The organism is Phytohabitans sp. LJ34 (assembly GCF_052068095.1).
In the GTDB taxonomy this organism is placed as follows: domain Bacteria; phylum Actinomycetota; class Actinomycetes; order Mycobacteriales; family Micromonosporaceae; genus Phytohabitans.
The window spans coordinates 1-16723 of sequence record NZ_JBQHDG010000022.1; the positions used below are offsets into that span (position 1 = coordinate 1).

Sequence of the window (16723 nt, forward strand, 5' to 3'; positions counted from 1 at the left end):
GTACATCGCCCGCGAGCTCTACCAAATCATCACAACAAACGACCCTGACCCCGCCGCTTGACAACCATAGGAGCATCGTCGCGGTAGCCCAAAGGATCTCGGTCTTGGGTGGGTCGGGCTGGCTGAAGCGGCCTGGGCCGGTGGTGACTCGGGATCGTTACATCCCCATCCTTGTACCTCGTGGGTCTTCTCTGAAAGATTGCTGGATAGCGCTGCCAGCGACGGCCGACGATCTCTGCTGCTCGCTGCGCGGCGGCGGCAGCAGGGAAGGGGATCCCGGTGACCCGACGACGTCGTCAGTCTCTCGCAGCTTTCTCGGCCGGGGTGCTGGTCCTCTCGGCCGGCATCGTGGCTCTCCATTACGCCGGTGCGCCGGCCACGCCCGCCGCGGTGACGGGTGAGGCGGAGGCGCCCACCGCGCTCGCCAAGCATCTCGAGCAGCGCCGCCAGGCCATGCCCGGCAACAGTGGCATGGCCCTCGAAGGGCCGGGCTCGGCGGCGGCGGCGGAGTACCTCAAGCGGGCCTACCCCGACAGCGCGGTCGCGGTCACCGAGATCGACGGGGCCAAGCGCGCGTTCGTCACCTCGCACAACCGTGGCTTTCCGCGCGGCAAGGCGAAGAAGGGCACCTGGCTGCCGGTCGGGCCGAGCCAGGCGCTCTACCCGGACACGCCGCTGCGCGACTCCTTCAACTACGTGCCCAACGACTACGTGGCGGGTGGGCGCACCACCTCGATCGCCCTGAGTGACCGGTGCTGGCCGGGCAACTGCCGGGCGTACATCACGCCGGCCGGCGGCGGCATCTGGCGCACCGACGACATCCTGCGCCGGCAGCCGGAGTGGAAATACCTGGCCGGGCCGCTCGACATCAACACCGCGGGCGCGGTGACGATCGACAAGAACGACCCGAGCCGCAACACGGTCTGGCTCGGCACCGGCGAGGCCAACACCTGCGGCTCCGGCTGCGGCGCGGGCGTCGGCCTCTACAAGTCGACCAACGCGGGCCGCACCTGGATCGGGCCGCTGGGCAAGGCGGAGCTGGGCGGCAAGGGCGTCGGCGAGATCGTGATCAAGCCGGGCGACCCGCGCACCCTGTACGTCGCCACGACGACAGCGCTCACCGGCATGTCGAGCGTCTGCTGCACCGGCGTCACCCGGCCCACCCCCGGCGCGGCGAAGTGGGGGCTCTACAAGTCGACCGACGGCGGGCGCACGTTCGCGTTCATCCACAACGGGTCGGTCAACGCGGCCGACTGCACCGGCAGCGCGACCGAGTTCGCCAACGGCTCGACCTGCTCGCCGCGCGGCGTGCGCACCGTCGAGCTCGACCCGGCCAACTCCAACATCGTGTACGCCTCCTCGTACGCGCGGGGCATCTGGCGCTCCAACGACGCGGGCGCGACCTGGACGCAGATCAAGGAGTCGCTCAACCCGGCGATCATCCAGACCCGTCCGGCGTTCGACGTCACGCGGCTGGCCAACGGCAAGACCCGTATGTACGTCTACGAGGGCAACACCGGCACGCCGTACGCGCGGATGCTGCGCAGCGACGACGTGGCCACGGGCGCGCCCACCTTCACCGATCTGACCAGTGCCAACGTCGCCGACCCGGGCTACGCCTGGTACAACCTCTGCGGTGGGCAGTGCTGGTACGACGTGTTCATCCACACGCCCGACGGCCACCCCGACATCGTGTACGCGGGCGGGTCGTACTCGTACGGCGAGACGATCGCCAACAAGCGGGCGGTGGTGCTCTCCACCGACGCCGGCCTCACCGGCACCGACATGACGTTCGACGGCACCGACGAGCTGCACCCGAACGGCCTGCACCCGGACCAGCACGACATCGTCACCCATCCGCGCAACCCGTTCCAGTTCTTCGAGGCCAACGACGGCGGCGTGATGCGCTCCAGCGGCACGTTCGTCGACCGCTCGGCCTGGTGTGACAACCCGCGGCGCGAGCTGACCGCGCCTCAGCTGGTGCGGTGCCGGCAGATGCTCTCCCGCATCCCGTCCAGACTGGACGGCGTCAACTCCGGACTGTCCACATTGCAGTTTATGAGCCTGTCGGTCAGCCCGCACAACCCCGAGCTGCTCCAGGGCGGCACGCAGGACAACGGCACCTGGGAAAACTACGGCAACCGCCGGCTGTGGCTCAACACCATCATCGGTGACGGCGGGCAGTCCGGCTTCGACGTCAAGGTGAAGAACTTCCGGTTCCACACCTACAACGACACGACACCTGAAGTGAACTTCAACAACGGCGCGACGGCCGACTGGATCTACACGGCCGACCCGCTCGCCGGGCAGGCCGGCTCGCAGTTCTACTCGCCGGTGATCAGCGACCCGAAGGTGAGCGGCACGATGTTCGCCGGCACGGGCCGCACGGCGTACCGGACCAAGACGTTCGGGCTCGGCGACCGCAGCCTGGCCGAAGCCAACCGGATCTGCAACACCTGGACCGGCACCTTCGAGGAAGACTGCGGCGACTGGGCGGAGCTCGGGCCCAACCGGCTCGTCGACCCGTTCTGGGGTGACCGGGCCGGCGGGGCGGTCGCGGCGATCGAGCGGACGACGGCCAACACGTCGAGCGCCTGGGCCGCCACGACCACCGGGCGCGTCTTCGTCACGTCCAACGTGGACGCCGAGCCGGCGTCGGCGGTGACCTGGACCCGGGTCGACGACGACGCGCCGGCACCGGGCCGGTTCGTCAGCAGCATCTACGTCGACCCGAAGAACGGCAACCACGCCTGGATCTCGTACAGCGGCTACAACGTCAACACCACGACGACGCCGGGTCACGTCTTCGAGGTCACGTTCGATCCGACCGCGGGCACCTCCACGTGGGTCGACCGGTCGTACGACTTCGGCGACATCCCGGTCACCGACCTGGTGCGCGACGACGTCAACGGCGACCTCTACGCCTCCACCGACTTCGGCGTGCTGCGCAACGCGGCCGGCACGACGACGTGGACGAAGGCGGCGCCGGGGATGCCCAATGTGGAGGTCGCCGGCCTGACGATCCTCCCGGGCAAGCGGATCCTGTACGCGGCCACCCACGGCCTGTCCGCGTGGCGGCTCAACCTTGCCTGATCAGAAAGGATGAGGCTGCGCACCGTCGGGGCGGTAGCCGTCGTCGCGGTGTTCCTGCCGCCACTGCTCATGCTGGTGGCCGGGTCACTCCGCGAGCCGGGGCTGCCGCCCCCGCCGGGTCCGCAGCTCGTCCCCGATCCACTCTCCATGGAGGGGTATCGCCAGGCGATCGACCTCGGCGGCCTCGTGCGCGCCGGCCTCAACTCCGCGGTCGTGGCGGCGATCGCGGTGCCGGTCAGCGTGCTCGTGGCGTCGCTGGCCGGGTTTGCCATGACCCAGCTGCCGCGCCGGGTCACCACCGCCGTGGTAGTCGCCTCGCTCGCCGCCCTGGCGGCACCGGCCACCGCGCTGCTGGTGCCGCGCTTCGCGCTGTTTCGGGCGCTCGGCCTGACCGACACGCTCGCCCCGCTCGTCGCGCCCGCGCTACTGGCCACCTCGCCCCTCTACCCGCTCGTGTTCTACCTCGCCTTCCGGACGCTCCCGGCTGACCTGTACGACGTCTGCCGGCTGGAGGATCTGTCGCCGCTGCGCACCTGGTGGCGGGTGGGCATGCCGCTGGTGCGGCCGGTGACGGCGGCGGTCGCGGCGCTGACGTTCGTGCTCACCTGGTCCAACTTCCTCGACCCGCTCGTGTACGTCTACGACCGCGACCTCTTCACGCTGCCGCTCGCGCTCCGCTCATTGTCCACACTGGACCCGACGAACTTCCCGGTCTTCCTGGCCGGCGCGGTGCTCACCACGATCCCGCCGCTCGTGGTGTTCGCCCTGGTCCAGCGGCACGCTCTCCGCCACCTCCACGTCCACCAGTACCGGGAGACCTGATGCGAAAGCTCACCGCGCTACTCGCCGCGGCCGTCCTCCTCGCCGGGTGCGGTGGCGGCGAGACCGCGGACACCCCGCAGACCGTCCGGCTGCTGGTCTTCGGCGCCCCGGAGGAGCTACAGGCGTACCGCACGCTCGTCGACGCGTACGCCAAGGCGTCGTCCGGCGCGCGGGTGCAGCTCGTCGAGGCGAGCGACCGGGAAGACCTCGTCACCCGCCTCTCCACGTCGATCGCGGGCGGCTCCCCGCCGGACGTGTTCCTGATGAACTACCGGTTCTACGGCCAGTTCGCCGCGAAGAACGCGGTCGAGCCGCTCGACGACCGGTTGGCCAAGTCCACTGTGGTCAAGCTCGCCGACCTCTATCCTCAGGCGACCGAGGCGTTCCGGTGGCAGGGGCGCCAGCTGTGCCTGCCGCAGAACGTGTCGAGCCTCGCCGTGTACTACAACCGCACGCTGTTCCAGAAGTTCGGCGTCGCCGAGCCGAAGACCGGCTGGACCTGGAACGACCTGGTGACCACCGCCACCGCGATGACCCGCAACGCGAGCGGCGCGATCGTGCGCGGCACCGAGTCGGAGGGCGGCAGCGCCCGGGTCGCCGTGCATGGCCTGGGCGTCGAGCCCACGCTGATCCGGATCGCACCGCTCGTGTGGTCGGCCGGCGGCCAGATCGTCGACGACGAGCGCAAGCCGACCCGGTTCACGTTCGACGCCAGCCCGGCCAAGGACGCGCTCCGCGACTTCGTGGCGCTGCGCCTCGCGTACGGGGTGGTGCCGACCGACGAGGAGGTCGAGGCGGAAGACGACGAGACCCGCTTCAGCAACGGCCGGCTCGCGATGCTGCTGTCGTCCCGCCGGGTCACCACGACGTTCCGCACGGTCGAGAACTTCGAGTGGGACGTCGCGCCGATGCCGATGTACGGCAAGCAGCAGGCCGGCATCCTGCACTCCGACGCGTACTGCATCACGAGCGGCTCGAAGGCCAAGGACGCGGCCTGGCGGTTCCTGGAGTACGCGATCGGGCCGGAGGGGCAGCGGACCGTCGCCGCCACCGGGCGGACCGTGCCGTCGAACATCGCGGTCTCCAAGTCGCCAGCCTTCCTCGACCCGGCACAGCCCCCGCGCAACGCGCAGGTCTTCCTGGACGCGGTGCCGACCATCCGGCGGGTGCCGACCATCTCCACCTGGCCGGAGATCGAGGACGTCACGGGCGGCATCCTGGAAAACGCGCTCTATCGCGGTGACCGGCTCGACGACGTGATCCGCCAGCTGGACGAGGAGACCCGGCCCATCTTCGCCCGCGGCGTGGCGCCATGACGGTGGCGTTGGAGGGCGTGCGGGTGGCGCACGGCGCGCGGGAGGTGCTGCACGGCGTCGACCTCACGGTGGCCCGCGACGAGCTGCTCGTGGTGCTCGGCCCGTCCGGCGCCGGCAAGTCCACATTGCTGCGTGCGGTGGCCGGCCTGACGCCGGTGTCGGCCGGCCGGGTGGCGATCGGCGAGCGCGACGTCACCCGGCTGCGGCCGGGCCTGCGCAACGTGGCGATGGTGTTCCAGTCGTACGCGCTCTTCCCGCACCTGACCGCCGTGGAAAACATCGCCTTCGGCCTCGTCGTGCGGGACGTACCGAAGGCGGAGGCGGTCGAACGGGCCCGGCGGGCGGCGGACACCGTCGGCTGTGGACACCTGCTCGACCGCCGGCCGGGGCAGCTTTCCGGCGGCGAGCGGCAGCGGGTGGCGCTGGCGCGTGCGCTGGTGCGCGAGCCGGACGTCTTCCTGCTCGACGAGCCACTGTCCAATCTGGACGCCGAGCTGCGGGTCGAGATGCGCGCCGAGCTGAAGGCGCTGCACGCCCGGGTCGGCGGCGCCACGCTGCACGTCACCCACGACCAGGTCGAGGCGCTCGTGCTCGGCGACCGGATCGCGGTGCTCCGCGAGGGGCGGATCGAGCAGGTCGGCACGCCGGACGAGATCTGGGACGCGCCGGCGACGACGTTCGTGGCCCGCTTCGTCGGCTCGCCCGCGATGAACCTGCTGCCGTCCGACGGTCCGCTGCCCGGCCTCGCCCCGCCGGGCACCCTGATCGGGATCAGGCCAGGCGCGCTCCGCCTCGGCTCCTCCGGCGTCGAGGCACGGGTCGAGCGGATCGAGGTCGTCGGGGAGGACGCGCATGTCTACTTGAGACTGGGCGAGCACTCGGTCGTTGCCCGGGTCCCGGCGACGGAAAGGCCGGGCGGCGAAACGTTCGTCACCGTCAGAGAGGGAGCCGTCCACGTCTTCGACGCCGCCACCGGCATCCGCGTATGAGTCGTCGCCAGCTCGGCTTCATGCTCGCGCCGTACGCCATCGGGCTCGTCGCTCTCGTCCTGCTGCCGGCCGCCGTGACGGTCGCGCTGGCGTTCGCCGACTACGATCTCGTCCAGCCGCCGCGGTGGACCGGCACCGGAAACTTCACCGAGCTGGCCGGTGACGGCATCTTCCGCACCGCGCTGCTCAACTCGCTGGTGTTCGCGGCGGTGGCGGTACCCTTGCGGCTCCTCATCGCCCTGGGCCTGGCCCTGCTGCTGCACCGGCGGGCGCGCGGTGTCGGCACCGCCCGGACCGTGGCCGCCCTGCCCACGGCGGTGCCGGAGGTGGCGTACGGCCTGCTGTGGCTCTGGCTCTTCAACCCGCTCCACGGCCCCGTCAACCAGCTGCTGCGGGTCGGCGGCGAAAACGGCCTGACCGCGCTCGGCCGCACGCCGCCGCAGTGGCTGACCGACCCGACCGACGCCCGGGCCGCGATCATCATCATGAGCCTCTTCACCATCGGCGAGTCGTTTCTGGTGCTGCTCGCCGCGCGGCTGGTGCTGCCGCCCGAGGTGTACGAGCTCGCGGCGGTCGAGGACGCCACGCCCTGGGACGTCTTCCGCCGCGTCACGCTGCCACTCGTCGCGCCGGTGCTCGGGCTGCTCCTGGTGCGGGACACGATCCTGAGCTTCCAGGTGTCGTTCGTGCCGGCGCTGGTCGTCACCGACGGCGGCCCGCCACCGTACGCCACCACGTACCTGTCCCTGTTCGTCTACCGCAACGCCTTCGAGTACCTGCGCTACGGCTACGCCTCGGCGGCCACGGTGGTGATGCTGCTCCTGACCGTCGCGGCGGTCATCCTCCAATGGCGCCTGCTGCGCCGCTGGCGCTGAGCGTGGCGCGCACCTCGTCGGCCTCGGGGACACCGAGTGCCTCGAAGATGGCCAGCGCCCGCCGCCACGCCTCCCGCGCGGTCGAGTGCTCGCCGAGCTCCTCGTGGGTGATGCCCAGCTCGCGGAGGCAGACGGCCGCGCTGCGGCGTTCGTCCACCTTCTCGGCGAGCTCCAGCGCGGTGCCCAGGCGGTCGAGCGCCTCGGTGTGCCGGCCGCGCAGGCGGTGCACCCGGCCGAGCTGGGACAGCACGGTCGCCTGGCCGACCGCGACACCCAGGTCGACGAAGCCGGCGTAGCTCTCCTCGTAGCACGCCTGCGCCTCGGCGTACGCGCCCTGCCGCTCGTACACCTGAGCCAGGTTGCTCAGCACGGCCGCCTGGCTGCGCCGGTTTCCGGTGCCGCGGAAGATGTCGAGCGCCTCGCGCAGGCTATCCACCGCGCGGGCCCGCTCGTCGAGTCCACAGTAGACCTCGCCGAGGTTGTTGAGGCTGATCGCCGCGCTGTGCCGGTCGTCCAGGGCGCGGCTGATGGCGAGGCTCCGTTCCAGGCAGGTGGCCGCCTCGCCGAGCTGGCCGAGGCTGTCGTACACCGTGCCGAGCCCGTTGAGGCAGGCGGCTTCGCCGGGCCGGTCGCCGGCGGCGGCGTAGCGGTCCATGGCCTCGCGCAGGCTGTCCAGCGCCTTCGGGTACTCGCCGCGCACCTCGAACGCCGCTCCCAGGTCGCGGCTCGCGTGTGCCTCCGCGATCGGGTCGCCGGTGCGGCGGGCGACGGTGCGGGCCGCCTCGTTGACCTCGACCCAGTCGTTGAGGTAGCCGCGCACGTGGAAGAACGCGAACAGCGCGCGGGCCAGGCTCGTCGCCGCCGCCGCGGGCAGCGTGGGGGTTTCCGCGACCTGATGTACGGCCGCGAGCAGGTTCGCGCGTTCGGACTCCAGCCAGGCGAGGGCGGCCTCCACGTCGGGGAAGGACGTGCCGCCCTCGGCCCACTCGCCGGCGGTCGCCGGCCGCGCGTCGGCGGGGCGCAGCAGCCGGAACGCCTGCCAGGCCGTCGCCGAGTACCAGCGCAGGAGCCGGACCATCGCGGCCGCGTCCGGTTCGGCGACCGACCGGCCGAACAGCCGGAGCAGGTCGTGCAGGCGGAAGCGACCGGGCGCCGGGCTGGCGAGGAGCTGGCAGTCGACCAGCCGGTCGAGGATCCGCTCGGCCTCGACGAGCGGCAGGTCGAGGAGCGCGGCGGCCGCCGGCAGGCTCAGGTCGGCCGCGTCCGGGAGGGCGATGAGCGGAAACGCCCGGGCCGCCGCGCGGTCGTCCGCCTCCGCGCCGTCGCGCAGCAGCTCGTAGCTGACCTGGAAGCTGGAGCGCACGCCCAGCTCGCCGAAGCGCAGCTCGTCGAGGCGGCGCCGGGTGTCGGAGAGCCGGTCGGCCAGCTCGCGCACCGGCCAGGACGGGCGCGCGGCGAGCCGGGCGCCGGCGATCCGCAGGGCGAGGGGGAGGCAGCCGCACCAGGTGGCCACCCGCTGCGCGCCGCCCGGGTCGGCGGCCACCCGGTCGGCGCCCGCGAGGCGGCTCAGCAGCAGCATCGCCTCGGCCGGCGGCAGCACGTCGAGGTGTACGTGGGTCGCGTTGTCCAGAGTGGACAGCACCGGCCGGCTGGTCAGCAGGACGGCGGTGTGCGGGCCGGCGGGCAGCAGCGGGCGCACCTGCTCGGCGTCGTGTGCGTTGTCCAGCACGACGAGCAGCCGGCGCCCGGCCGCGGCCGCTCGGAAAGCGCCGCTCGCCTCGTCCACTGTGGTCATATCGGTGTCCCGGACACCGAGCGCGCGCAGGAAGCGGCCGAGCACCTCCAGCGGCGGCAGCGGCCGCAGCCCGGCGGTGGCGCCCTGGAGATCGACGTAGAGCTGGCCGTCCGAGAAGTGGTGGGCGAGCCGGTGCGCCAGGTACACCGCGAGGGCCGACTTGCCGATCCCGCCCGGCCCGGCGATCGCGACGAGCGGCGCGGGACGCAGCGGGGTGGCGGCGAGCCGGGAGCGGGCGGCGGTCACCTCGCGGTGCCGCCCGGTGAACGCGGCGATGTCCGGCGGCAGCTGTCGCGGTGCGACCGGTCCGGAGCTTGCGGCCCGGTTTTCCCCGGGCGGGTCGAGTGCCGGGTCGGCGGAGAGGATCTGGCGCTGGAGCCGTTGCAGCGCCTGGCCGGGCTCGACACCGAGGTCGGCCACGAGCCGCCGCCGCAGCTGGCGGAACGTCTCCAGTGCCTCCGCCTGCCGCCCGGACCGGTAGAGGGCGAGCATCGTCAGCTCGTGCAGCCGCTCGCGCAGCGGCTGCTCGGCGGCGGCCGCGGCGAGGGCGGGCAGCGTATCGGCGTGCTCGGCGAGCGCGAGGCGGGCCTGCGCCCAGTGCTCCAGCACGGTGAGCCGCCGCTCGCCGAGGTCGGCCAGGGTGGAGTCGGCCGCGGCGCCGAGCTCCAGCCCGTCGAGGGGGCGGCCGCGCCACAGGCTGAGCGCACGCTCCCACCGGTCGGCCGCGGTTGCCAGCTCGCCCCGGGCCGCCGCCCGGTGCCCTTCCCCGGCGAGCCGGTCGAAGAGCAGCATGTCCAGGTCGTACGGGTCGACCTGGATCTGGTACCCGGGCGGGCGCGCGGTCAGCCCGGTCAGGTGGAGCGAGGTGCGCAGGTTGGAGACGTGCGTGCGGAGCGCACCGGCGGCCGTCCGCGGGGGCTTGAGCGGCCAGAGCGCGTCGGTGAGCGTGCCCACGGCGACCGGCCGGTTGGCGTGGAGGAGCAGCAGGCCGAGCAGGGTGCGCGGCTTGGTAGCGGTGAGCGGCATGGGCCGGCCCTCCGCCCCCTCCACCTCCAGCGGACCGAGAATGCGGAACGTCACCATCCGGCTCCCCTTACCCCTCGACAGGATGCACGCGCGGGGGACGAGATGGTTCAGCGATCAACCATAAAAATTGGTAGCTCTCCGCCAGGAGGTTGACGCAGACTGGCGGCGTGATCGAGCCGAAAACCTTCCGCGTCCCTGTCAGTGCCGTCCTCGCCGGCACGCGACAGCAGCGCGGCGGGCCGCCGGCTGCGATCCCCCACCCACGATCATGACGGGCGCGTTCGTCGACGGCGTGATCGCCGGGTACGGCGTGGCCGTGCCGGTCGGCGCCATCGCGATCCTGATCATGGGGTTGGCGGCACGCACCTCGTTCCGCGTCGGTGCCGCCGCGGCCATGGGCGTGGCCACCGCTGACGGGCTCTACGCGGTCGTCGCCGTGGTGGGCGGGGCGGCCCTCGCCGGCGTGATCGAGCCGGCCGCGACGCCCATGCGCTGGGTGGCCGTGGTCGTGCTGCTCGGGCTCGCGGGGCGCACCGCCTACACGGCGGTGCGGCACCACCGCGACCCGGCCCGCGCGGCCCGGTCCGACGCCGGCCTCGCCTCACCGCTGCGGGCGTACGGCGGGCTGCTGGCGCTCACCCTCCTCAACCCGATGACGATCGTCTACTTCGGAGCGCTCGTGCTCGGCCGGCAGGCGTCCGACAGCCTGAGCGCCGGGGGAGAGGCGCTGTTCGCGGCGGGCGCGTTTCTCGCGTCGGCGAGCTGGCAACTCGTCATCGCCGGCGGCGGCACGCTCGTCGGGCGGTTGCTCACCGGGCCGCGCGGCCGGCTCGCAACCGCCCTGGCGTCGAGCGCGCTGATCGTCGCGCTGGCGGTAGGAACGGCCGCGTGAGCGAGCTTGCGAGCGAACCATCAGGCTCAGGGAAGTCACGCACGACGGCGGCCGCGCCACCAGACGGCCTAAGCAGAGTACACCTCCATCTCATAAAGCGAATAGCCGTAGGAGGTGGCCCGGTCCACGCCGACCATGCGCACGTACCGGGCGTTTCTCGGGGTGAAGGTGTCGTTGTCGGTGCCGCCGTTGCCGGCGGCGGTCGACCACGCCGTGGTCCAGGTGGCCCCGTCGGTCGAGGTTTCGACGCGGTACGCGGACGCGTACGCGGCCTCCCACCGCAGGATCACCCGGGCCACCGTCCTGGTCGATCCTAAGTCGACGGTCAGCGCCTGGTTGTCGGTCCAGGAGCTGGCCCACCGGCTGCCCGGGTCACCGTCGAACGCCCGCGCCGCCGCGTGTGGCGACTGCGTGCCGGTCGCGGTGGCCGGGCGCCCGGCGGCGAGGTTGCCGGCGCCCTGCCCCCGCCCGGTGGGGAACGACACCACCTGCTGGTAGGTGGGCCTGTTCTGCCAGGCGATGATGGGTGAGGTGATGCCGCCGAGCGGCGACTGCACGATCGCGTCCGCGCACCACTGGTCGCCGGCGGCGCAGTGCTCGTCGCCGGGGTACACGGTGGACGCCGGCTGGGCCGCCGCCGCGCGCAGCGTGTCGAGCAGCACCGTGCGGCAGGCGGCCAGGTCGCCGTTGCCGCAGTACGCCCGTCCGAGCCCGCCCTGCACCGGCTCGCCGAGCACCCGCCGGATGTCCTTGTCGACGTAGCCCCACCAGCCGTACTGGAACGAGGAGCCCTTGTGCGGCTGGGACCCCTTGTCGGAGGGCGCCTCATCGATCTGGAGGGTGTTGACCAGCGCTTGGTAAAGGTCGGGACCGAGCCCTGGCTTGAACTGTCCACTCACGAGCAGCGGCCACCACGCGTCGAAGACCCGGATCGCGGTCGCGTGCTGGTACGCCTTCGACCCGGCCGAGGTCTCCTTGCGGGTCGCGCCGGCCTGCTGCCACGCCTTGAGCTGGCTCACCGCGGTGGCGAGACCGGCGTCGGTCACCGGCTGGCTCTCGATGACCCGCAGCAGCTCGTCGAGCACCTCCTTGCCGCGCAGGTCCACTGTGGCCGCGTGCTCCACGAGCCGCACCACGCCCGCCCGGTCGAACTTCTGCCCGGCGTTCAGCGTCGCCTTCACCGGCGTGTCCAGCAGCTCGCCGCGGTGTACCGAGCCGAAGCTGAAGTTGCCGTCCGCCGCGCCGAAGTCGCGGGCCTGCTTGTTGTTCCACGAGACGTAGTAGTCCTGGTCGATCGACTGCGGGTGGGCGGAGGCCGGTGCGAAGCCGGTCCACTCGTACTGCGCGGCCATCGGCAGGTTGGGGTTGGAGTTGGCCGCGCGTATCGGGTTGCGGCCCGAGTTGAAGTACGCCGACTGGGTCGAGTTGACGTAGAACCAGTTGAACGCGTACTCCACGTTGGACGCCGCGGTGAGGAAGGCGTTCGCACTCCCCATCACGGCCGGGTCGTTGTACATCTGGAAGCCGATCGCCGACTGCGCCTCCCGCCCGTACGTGGAGCGGCGTTGGGTGAACGCGTACGGCTGCCCGCCGACGGTGCCCCGCCACGCGACGAGGCCGAGCGCCGTGCGCCAGGCGACAATGCGGTACGAGCCGGCCGGTGTGCTGTCGGCGACGGTCGGGTTCCAGGAGTTGACGTGCGACAGCTCCTCCATCGCCTTGCACTGTCCCTGGTGGAGGTACCGGTTGCTGGCGAGCGTCGGCGCCGAGCCGTCGGTGGTGCACAGCGGCAGCGCGTACGTGTCGGTGATGTCCTGGACGGACGACGTGGCGCTCCAGGCGTAGTCCTGGCCGCGGCCGAGCAGCACGTAGAGGCTGATGCCGGCGAACGCGACGCCCCGGGCGCTGATGCCCGGCCCTTGAAGCTCCTGCATGAGCAGCAGCTGCGGGGAGAAGTAGCCGGTCTGCGGCCCGAAGACCGCGATCGGGTGGCCGCTGGTGGAGTTGCGGCCCGAGATGACGACCGCGTTGGACATGCCGCGGTGCGCGCTGCCGATGGCCAGCTCGGAGAGGGCAACCGCGCCGTCGGTGGCCGAGCCGGTCTGGTCCCGCACCACCGGTTCGGGACGGGCGGAGCCGGCGTCGGGCGTCACCACGCTCGGCGCGTCGTCGGGTGCCGAGCCGTACGGGAAGCTCTGCCCGTCGTGGAGGGTCAGCACGGTCTCCGGGTCGTTCTGCGAGCGGAACGCCCGCCACACCGCGTCACCCTCGGTGGGGCCGTACTTGGCGCGCGCGGCGATGCGCACCAGCGCGGACTGCATCTCGTTGCCGCCGCCACCGCCGAAGAGCCCGCCGACGACACCGGCGATGGCGACGAGGTCGGTCATCGTGAAGCGCTCGGGGCCGCCCGCGTTGGTGATCGCGTCGAGGTGGCCGGTGAGTACGTACTCGCCGGGACAGTTGCGCCCGGCCATGCAGGCGCTGATGTACGCGTTGACGCCCGCGATGTACGCCTCGACGTCCAGGTAGAGCTGCTCGCCGCGGGCGCCCTGCTGGCGCAGCGCGGCGATCTGCGCCTGGAGGTCCGCCTCGGTGTACGGCGAGTTGCGCCAGACGCTCTGCTCCAGCGCGCGGTTGCCCGGCGCGCCACCGGCGAACGGGGTGAGCGTGCCGCGACCCACGTGCCGCAGCAGGTCCATGGTGAAGAGGCGGTCCTCGGCACCGGCGTACCCGGCCCCGAACATGGTGCCGGAGCGAGTGGTGCCGGTGATGTGCGGTGTGCCGGTGGCCTTGTCGCGCACGACCGTCACGTCGGCGCGCGGCTGGTACGTCCGCTCGGCCTGCCCCGCGGGTACCCCGAACGAGGCGTTGTTGAAGTAGGTGTTGATCTGGTCGTCGGTGAGCCCGGCGTAGTTGTAGACGAGGTTGGCGTACTCGTCGATCTGGTCGGCCGAGTGCGCGGGGCGGGTGCCGAGCGCCTGGTGGGCGAGGATCTCGACGAGTGTGGCGTTGCCGTTCTGTCCGGGCGGGAGGATGTCCGAGCACTGCTCGAGGCAGTAGTCGTCGGCCGCGAGGACAGCGGCTGCGGCCTGCGCTTTCGCGGCCGCCGGCACGGGGACGATGAGGGTGGTCGTCGCGGTGAGCAAGGTCGCGGCGAGGACCGGGAGAGTGGCGGGTCTGCGCATGGCGATCCTCATGACTGTTAATATGTGAGGAACATTCGTGTACCGGATAGTAACTTGCCGGACCCCGTCATGCCTAGAGGTTCTTCAATGCCTCTCGCGTGGAGAGCGGCGCCAGCCGGTGCGCGGCGACGTACGCGCGGACCGCGGCCGGGTCGGTCTTGGCGTACTCGCGGAGCGCCCACCCGATCGCCTTGCGGACGAAGAAGTCAGGGTGCCCGGCCTGCCGCGTGCAGTAGCGGAACAGCCGTGCCACGTCGGTCTGCTCCTTGTAGCGCAGCTGGTGCAGGATCGCGGTGCGCACCAGCCACATGTCCTCGTCGTCGATCCAGGCGTCCATCGTGGACACGAGCGCCGGATGCGCGGAGACGAGTGGCCCTACCAGATGCGCCGCGAGCGCGTCCACTGTGTCCCACCACGGCTTGGTCACGACGAGGAAGCGCGCCGTCTCCAGAAACCCGGCCGAGCACACCCGCGCGTGCCGGCGCAGCAGGCCGCAGGCGAAGTACTGGTACTCCCGCTCGGGCAGCGCCCAGCACCCCTCGGCCACGTCGCGCAGGTCGTCTTCGGCCGGCCGGTCGAGCCCGGCGAGCACCTGCCGCGCGAGCACCCGCTGCGCCGGCGACTGGATGCCGAGGAAGGGAAACTTGTCGCGCATGTACGCCGCCATCGCGGGCGCCCGCTCGGGGTCGCGCGCGCCGCCGAACACCCGGGTCAGGCGGCCCAGGACCTCGGTGGCGAGCGGCGTCATGGCCCGATCATGCCGTACCGTCGGGCCCATGGGCAGTCGACCGGCCGCGGGTGGTGGGCGCTGGGTCGACGTCGACCCCGAGCGCCTGACCAGGTGGGTCGACGGCTTCGCGGCCCGGCACGGCTCGATCGAGCCGGCGGTGACCGGTTACGGCGTCTCGCTACGCGCCGACGACGGCGAGACGGCCGAGCTGCACGCGCCGCCCGGCGTCACCGGCTACCGCAACCTCTCGACGTTCGTGGCCGCCGCGATCGCGCCGCGACGCGTGGGTTTGCTGCTGGCCCGCAAGGGCGCCGCCGCGCTCGGCATCGCGGTGGGTGACAAGCTGGAGACGTCCAAGGTGGACACTTCCTACGTGCAGAGCCGCACGGCCGCGGGCGGCTGGTCGCAGCAGCGCTTCGCCCGCCGCCGCGAAAACCAGGCCAAGGCGGCCGCCGGCGACGCCGCTGACCTGGCCGTGCGGCTGCTGCTGCCGGAGGCGGGCGCGCTGGCCGCGCTGGTCTGCGGCGGCGACCGCCGCACGGTCGACACGATCCTCGCCGACCGGAGGCTGGCCCCGCTGGCCGCCCTCCGCGCCGAGCGCCACCTCCACGTCCCCGACCCGAGGCACGCCGTCCTGGTCGACGCCGTACGCGCCGCGCGCGCGGTGGCGATCCACCTCAGCCCGTGAGGACGTCCAAGGATTCCAGGCCGCGGAAGAAGTAGCTCGCGATGTACGTCGGCTCGTAGCCATCCACCAGGCGCAGGCCGGGCAGCCGGGCGAAGAGCGTCTCCACGGCCACCCTGATCTCGGCGCGGGCCAGCGGCGCGCCCGGGCAGAAGTGCAGGCCCCTGCCGAAGGCCACATGACCGCGGACGTTCGGCCGGTCGAGGTCGACGCCGTCCGGCTCGGGGAAGACGCTCGGGTCGCGGTTGGCCGAGCCGAAGAGGAGCAGCAGCAGCGCCCCCTGCGGCAGCAGCGTCCCGCCGAGCTCGACCTCGCGCGTGGTGATCCGAAACAGTCCGCGGTGCGGCGCGTCGCGGCGCAGGGTCTCCTCGATGGCCTTCACGATCGTGCGCGTGGGGTCGGCCGCGAACTGCGCGCGGACCGACGGGTCGCGCAGGGCGATCAGCACGGTCGCGGTGATCGCGTCCCGGGTGGTGTCGAGGCCGGCGACCCGCTTGCCGCGGATGTAGTTGTGCAGGTAGTCGTCGCTGAGCCCGGGAAGGCCCTCGGCGCCGTGTATCAGCGTCGAGATCATGTCTTCACGCGGGTGCGCCCGCCGCTCCTCGATCAGCCCCTGAAGGTACCGCGTGTAGTCGCCGAGCCGCCGCGCGGCGCCAACCCGGTCCTCCACGGGGACGAAATGGTTCCACAGCAGGTTGAGGTCTTCGGTCCAGGCATGGACCCTCGCGTTGTCCTCGGGCGGAAACCCGATCACGGCACCGATGATCGTCTGCACGAAGGGCGCCGCGTACTCGCTGACCAGGTCGGTGGACCCGGTCGAGAAGGCGTCGACCAGCTCGTTCGCCCGCCGGTGCATCAACGGCAGCAGCGCCCGCACCCGCGCCCCGCTGAACGCGATCTCGGTCAGCGCCCGCACATGCTCGTGCGCCGGCGGATCCGTGTTGACCAGCACGGTGGTCTCCGGCACGCCGCCGGCCCTCAGCTCGGCGACCACCTCGGGCGGGTTGTCGTAGATCCACGGCAGCGACGCCGACGAGGAGTACGTCCGCGGGTCGTCCAGAACGGCCGTGACGTCGGCGTAGCGGCTCACCATGTACGCGCCGATGGACTTGCTGAACGCCACCGGCCGCTCCCGCGCCGCCCGGTAGAACAGGTGCGGATCCTCCCGATGCGGGCTGACCATGGGATTGAAGTCGAGCTCGGTCTCCACGGCGGCCCCTTCATCGACGTCCTGTAATTCTCGGCGGCCCCCGCGGCCACGTCCACCTTCCGCATCTGTCCGATCGCTGCTTGCGATCATGCCGCCGAGACGCCC

The 16723-nt window shown here is 72.2% G+C and carries 11 protein-coding genes; 7 read left to right on the forward strand and 4 right to left on the reverse strand.

What is annotated here, in order from left to right; translation table 11 throughout:
• The first annotated feature begins 324 nt into the window (after positions 1–324).
• The 5 genes from ACTMTJ_RS33435 to ACTMTJ_RS33455 are packed head-to-tail and all read left to right on the forward strand — an operon-like array spanning position 325 to position 7095.
• Entirely contained in the window at positions 325–3093 is a 2769-nt protein-coding gene (locus ACTMTJ_RS33435; RefSeq protein ID WP_441222652.1) for an exo-alpha-sialidase, read from the forward strand.
• A 9-nt stretch (positions 3094–3102) separates the two neighbouring features.
• Positions 3103–3915: a carbohydrate ABC transporter permease gene (locus tag ACTMTJ_RS33440; protein WP_441222653.1), complete on the forward strand. Its 813-nt coding sequence runs from the start codon at positions 3103–3105 to the stop codon at positions 3913–3915.
• The gene (locus ACTMTJ_RS33445) at positions 3915–5231 is read left to right on the forward strand and encodes an ABC transporter substrate-binding protein (protein WP_441222654.1); all 1317 of its coding nucleotides are present in this window, start codon (positions 3915–3917) and stop codon (positions 5229–5231) included. The genes ACTMTJ_RS33440 and ACTMTJ_RS33445 overlap by 1 nt, the downstream gene beginning before the upstream one ends.
• Positions 5228–6220 carry an ABC transporter ATP-binding protein gene (locus tag ACTMTJ_RS33450; RefSeq protein ID WP_441222655.1) on the forward strand — a complete coding sequence of 331 codons (993 nt, stop codon included), beginning with the start codon at positions 5228–5230 and terminating at the stop codon, positions 6218–6220. The genes ACTMTJ_RS33445 and ACTMTJ_RS33450 overlap by 4 nt, the downstream gene beginning before the upstream one ends.
• Positions 6221–6240: 20 nt before the next feature.
• Positions 6241–7095 (forward strand): carbohydrate ABC transporter permease, encoded by an 855-nt coding sequence (locus ACTMTJ_RS33455; protein WP_441222816.1) that lies wholly within the window; start codon positions 6241–6243, stop codon positions 7093–7095.
• Here ACTMTJ_RS33455 and ACTMTJ_RS33460 read toward each other — a convergent pair.
• Complete coding sequence (locus ACTMTJ_RS33460; protein WP_441222656.1) at positions 7058–9970, reverse strand: tetratricopeptide repeat protein; 2913 nt, start codon at positions 9968–9970, stop codon at positions 7058–7060. The genes ACTMTJ_RS33455 and ACTMTJ_RS33460 overlap by 38 nt on opposite strands.
• A gap of 214 nt (positions 9971–10184) precedes the next feature.
• On the opposite strand from ACTMTJ_RS33460, the gene ACTMTJ_RS33465 reads away from it, so the two are divergent.
• Positions 10185–10808 (forward strand): LysE family transporter, encoded by a 624-nt coding sequence (locus tag ACTMTJ_RS33465; RefSeq protein ID WP_441222657.1) that lies wholly within the window; start codon positions 10185–10187, stop codon positions 10806–10808.
• A gap of 68 nt (positions 10809–10876) precedes the next feature.
• Here the strand turns inward: ACTMTJ_RS33465 and ACTMTJ_RS33470 are convergent, their stop codons facing one another.
• Positions 10877–14005 carry a penicillin acylase family protein gene (locus ACTMTJ_RS33470; protein WP_441222658.1) on the reverse strand — a complete coding sequence of 1043 codons (3129 nt, stop codon included), beginning with the start codon at positions 14003–14005 and terminating at the stop codon, positions 10877–10879.
• A gap of 61 nt (positions 14006–14066) precedes the next feature.
• Positions 14067–14741: a DNA alkylation repair protein gene (locus ACTMTJ_RS33475; protein ID WP_441222659.1), complete on the reverse strand. Its 675-nt coding sequence runs from the start codon at positions 14739–14741 to the stop codon at positions 14067–14069.
• A gap of 28 nt (positions 14742–14769) precedes the next feature.
• Here ACTMTJ_RS33475 and ACTMTJ_RS33480 point away from each other — a divergent pair, with 28 nt between their 5' ends.
• Positions 14770–15411: an acVLRF1 family peptidyl-tRNA hydrolase gene (locus tag ACTMTJ_RS33480; protein WP_441222660.1), complete on the forward strand. Its 642-nt coding sequence runs from the start codon at positions 14770–14772 to the stop codon at positions 15409–15411.
• Here the strand turns inward: ACTMTJ_RS33480 and ACTMTJ_RS33485 are convergent.
• Positions 15401–16618, reverse strand: coding sequence for a cytochrome P450 (locus tag ACTMTJ_RS33485; protein WP_441222661.1), 1218 nt, complete (start codon positions 16616–16618; stop codon positions 15401–15403). The genes ACTMTJ_RS33480 and ACTMTJ_RS33485 overlap by 11 nt on opposite strands.
• Positions 16619–16723 lie beyond the last annotated feature (105 nt).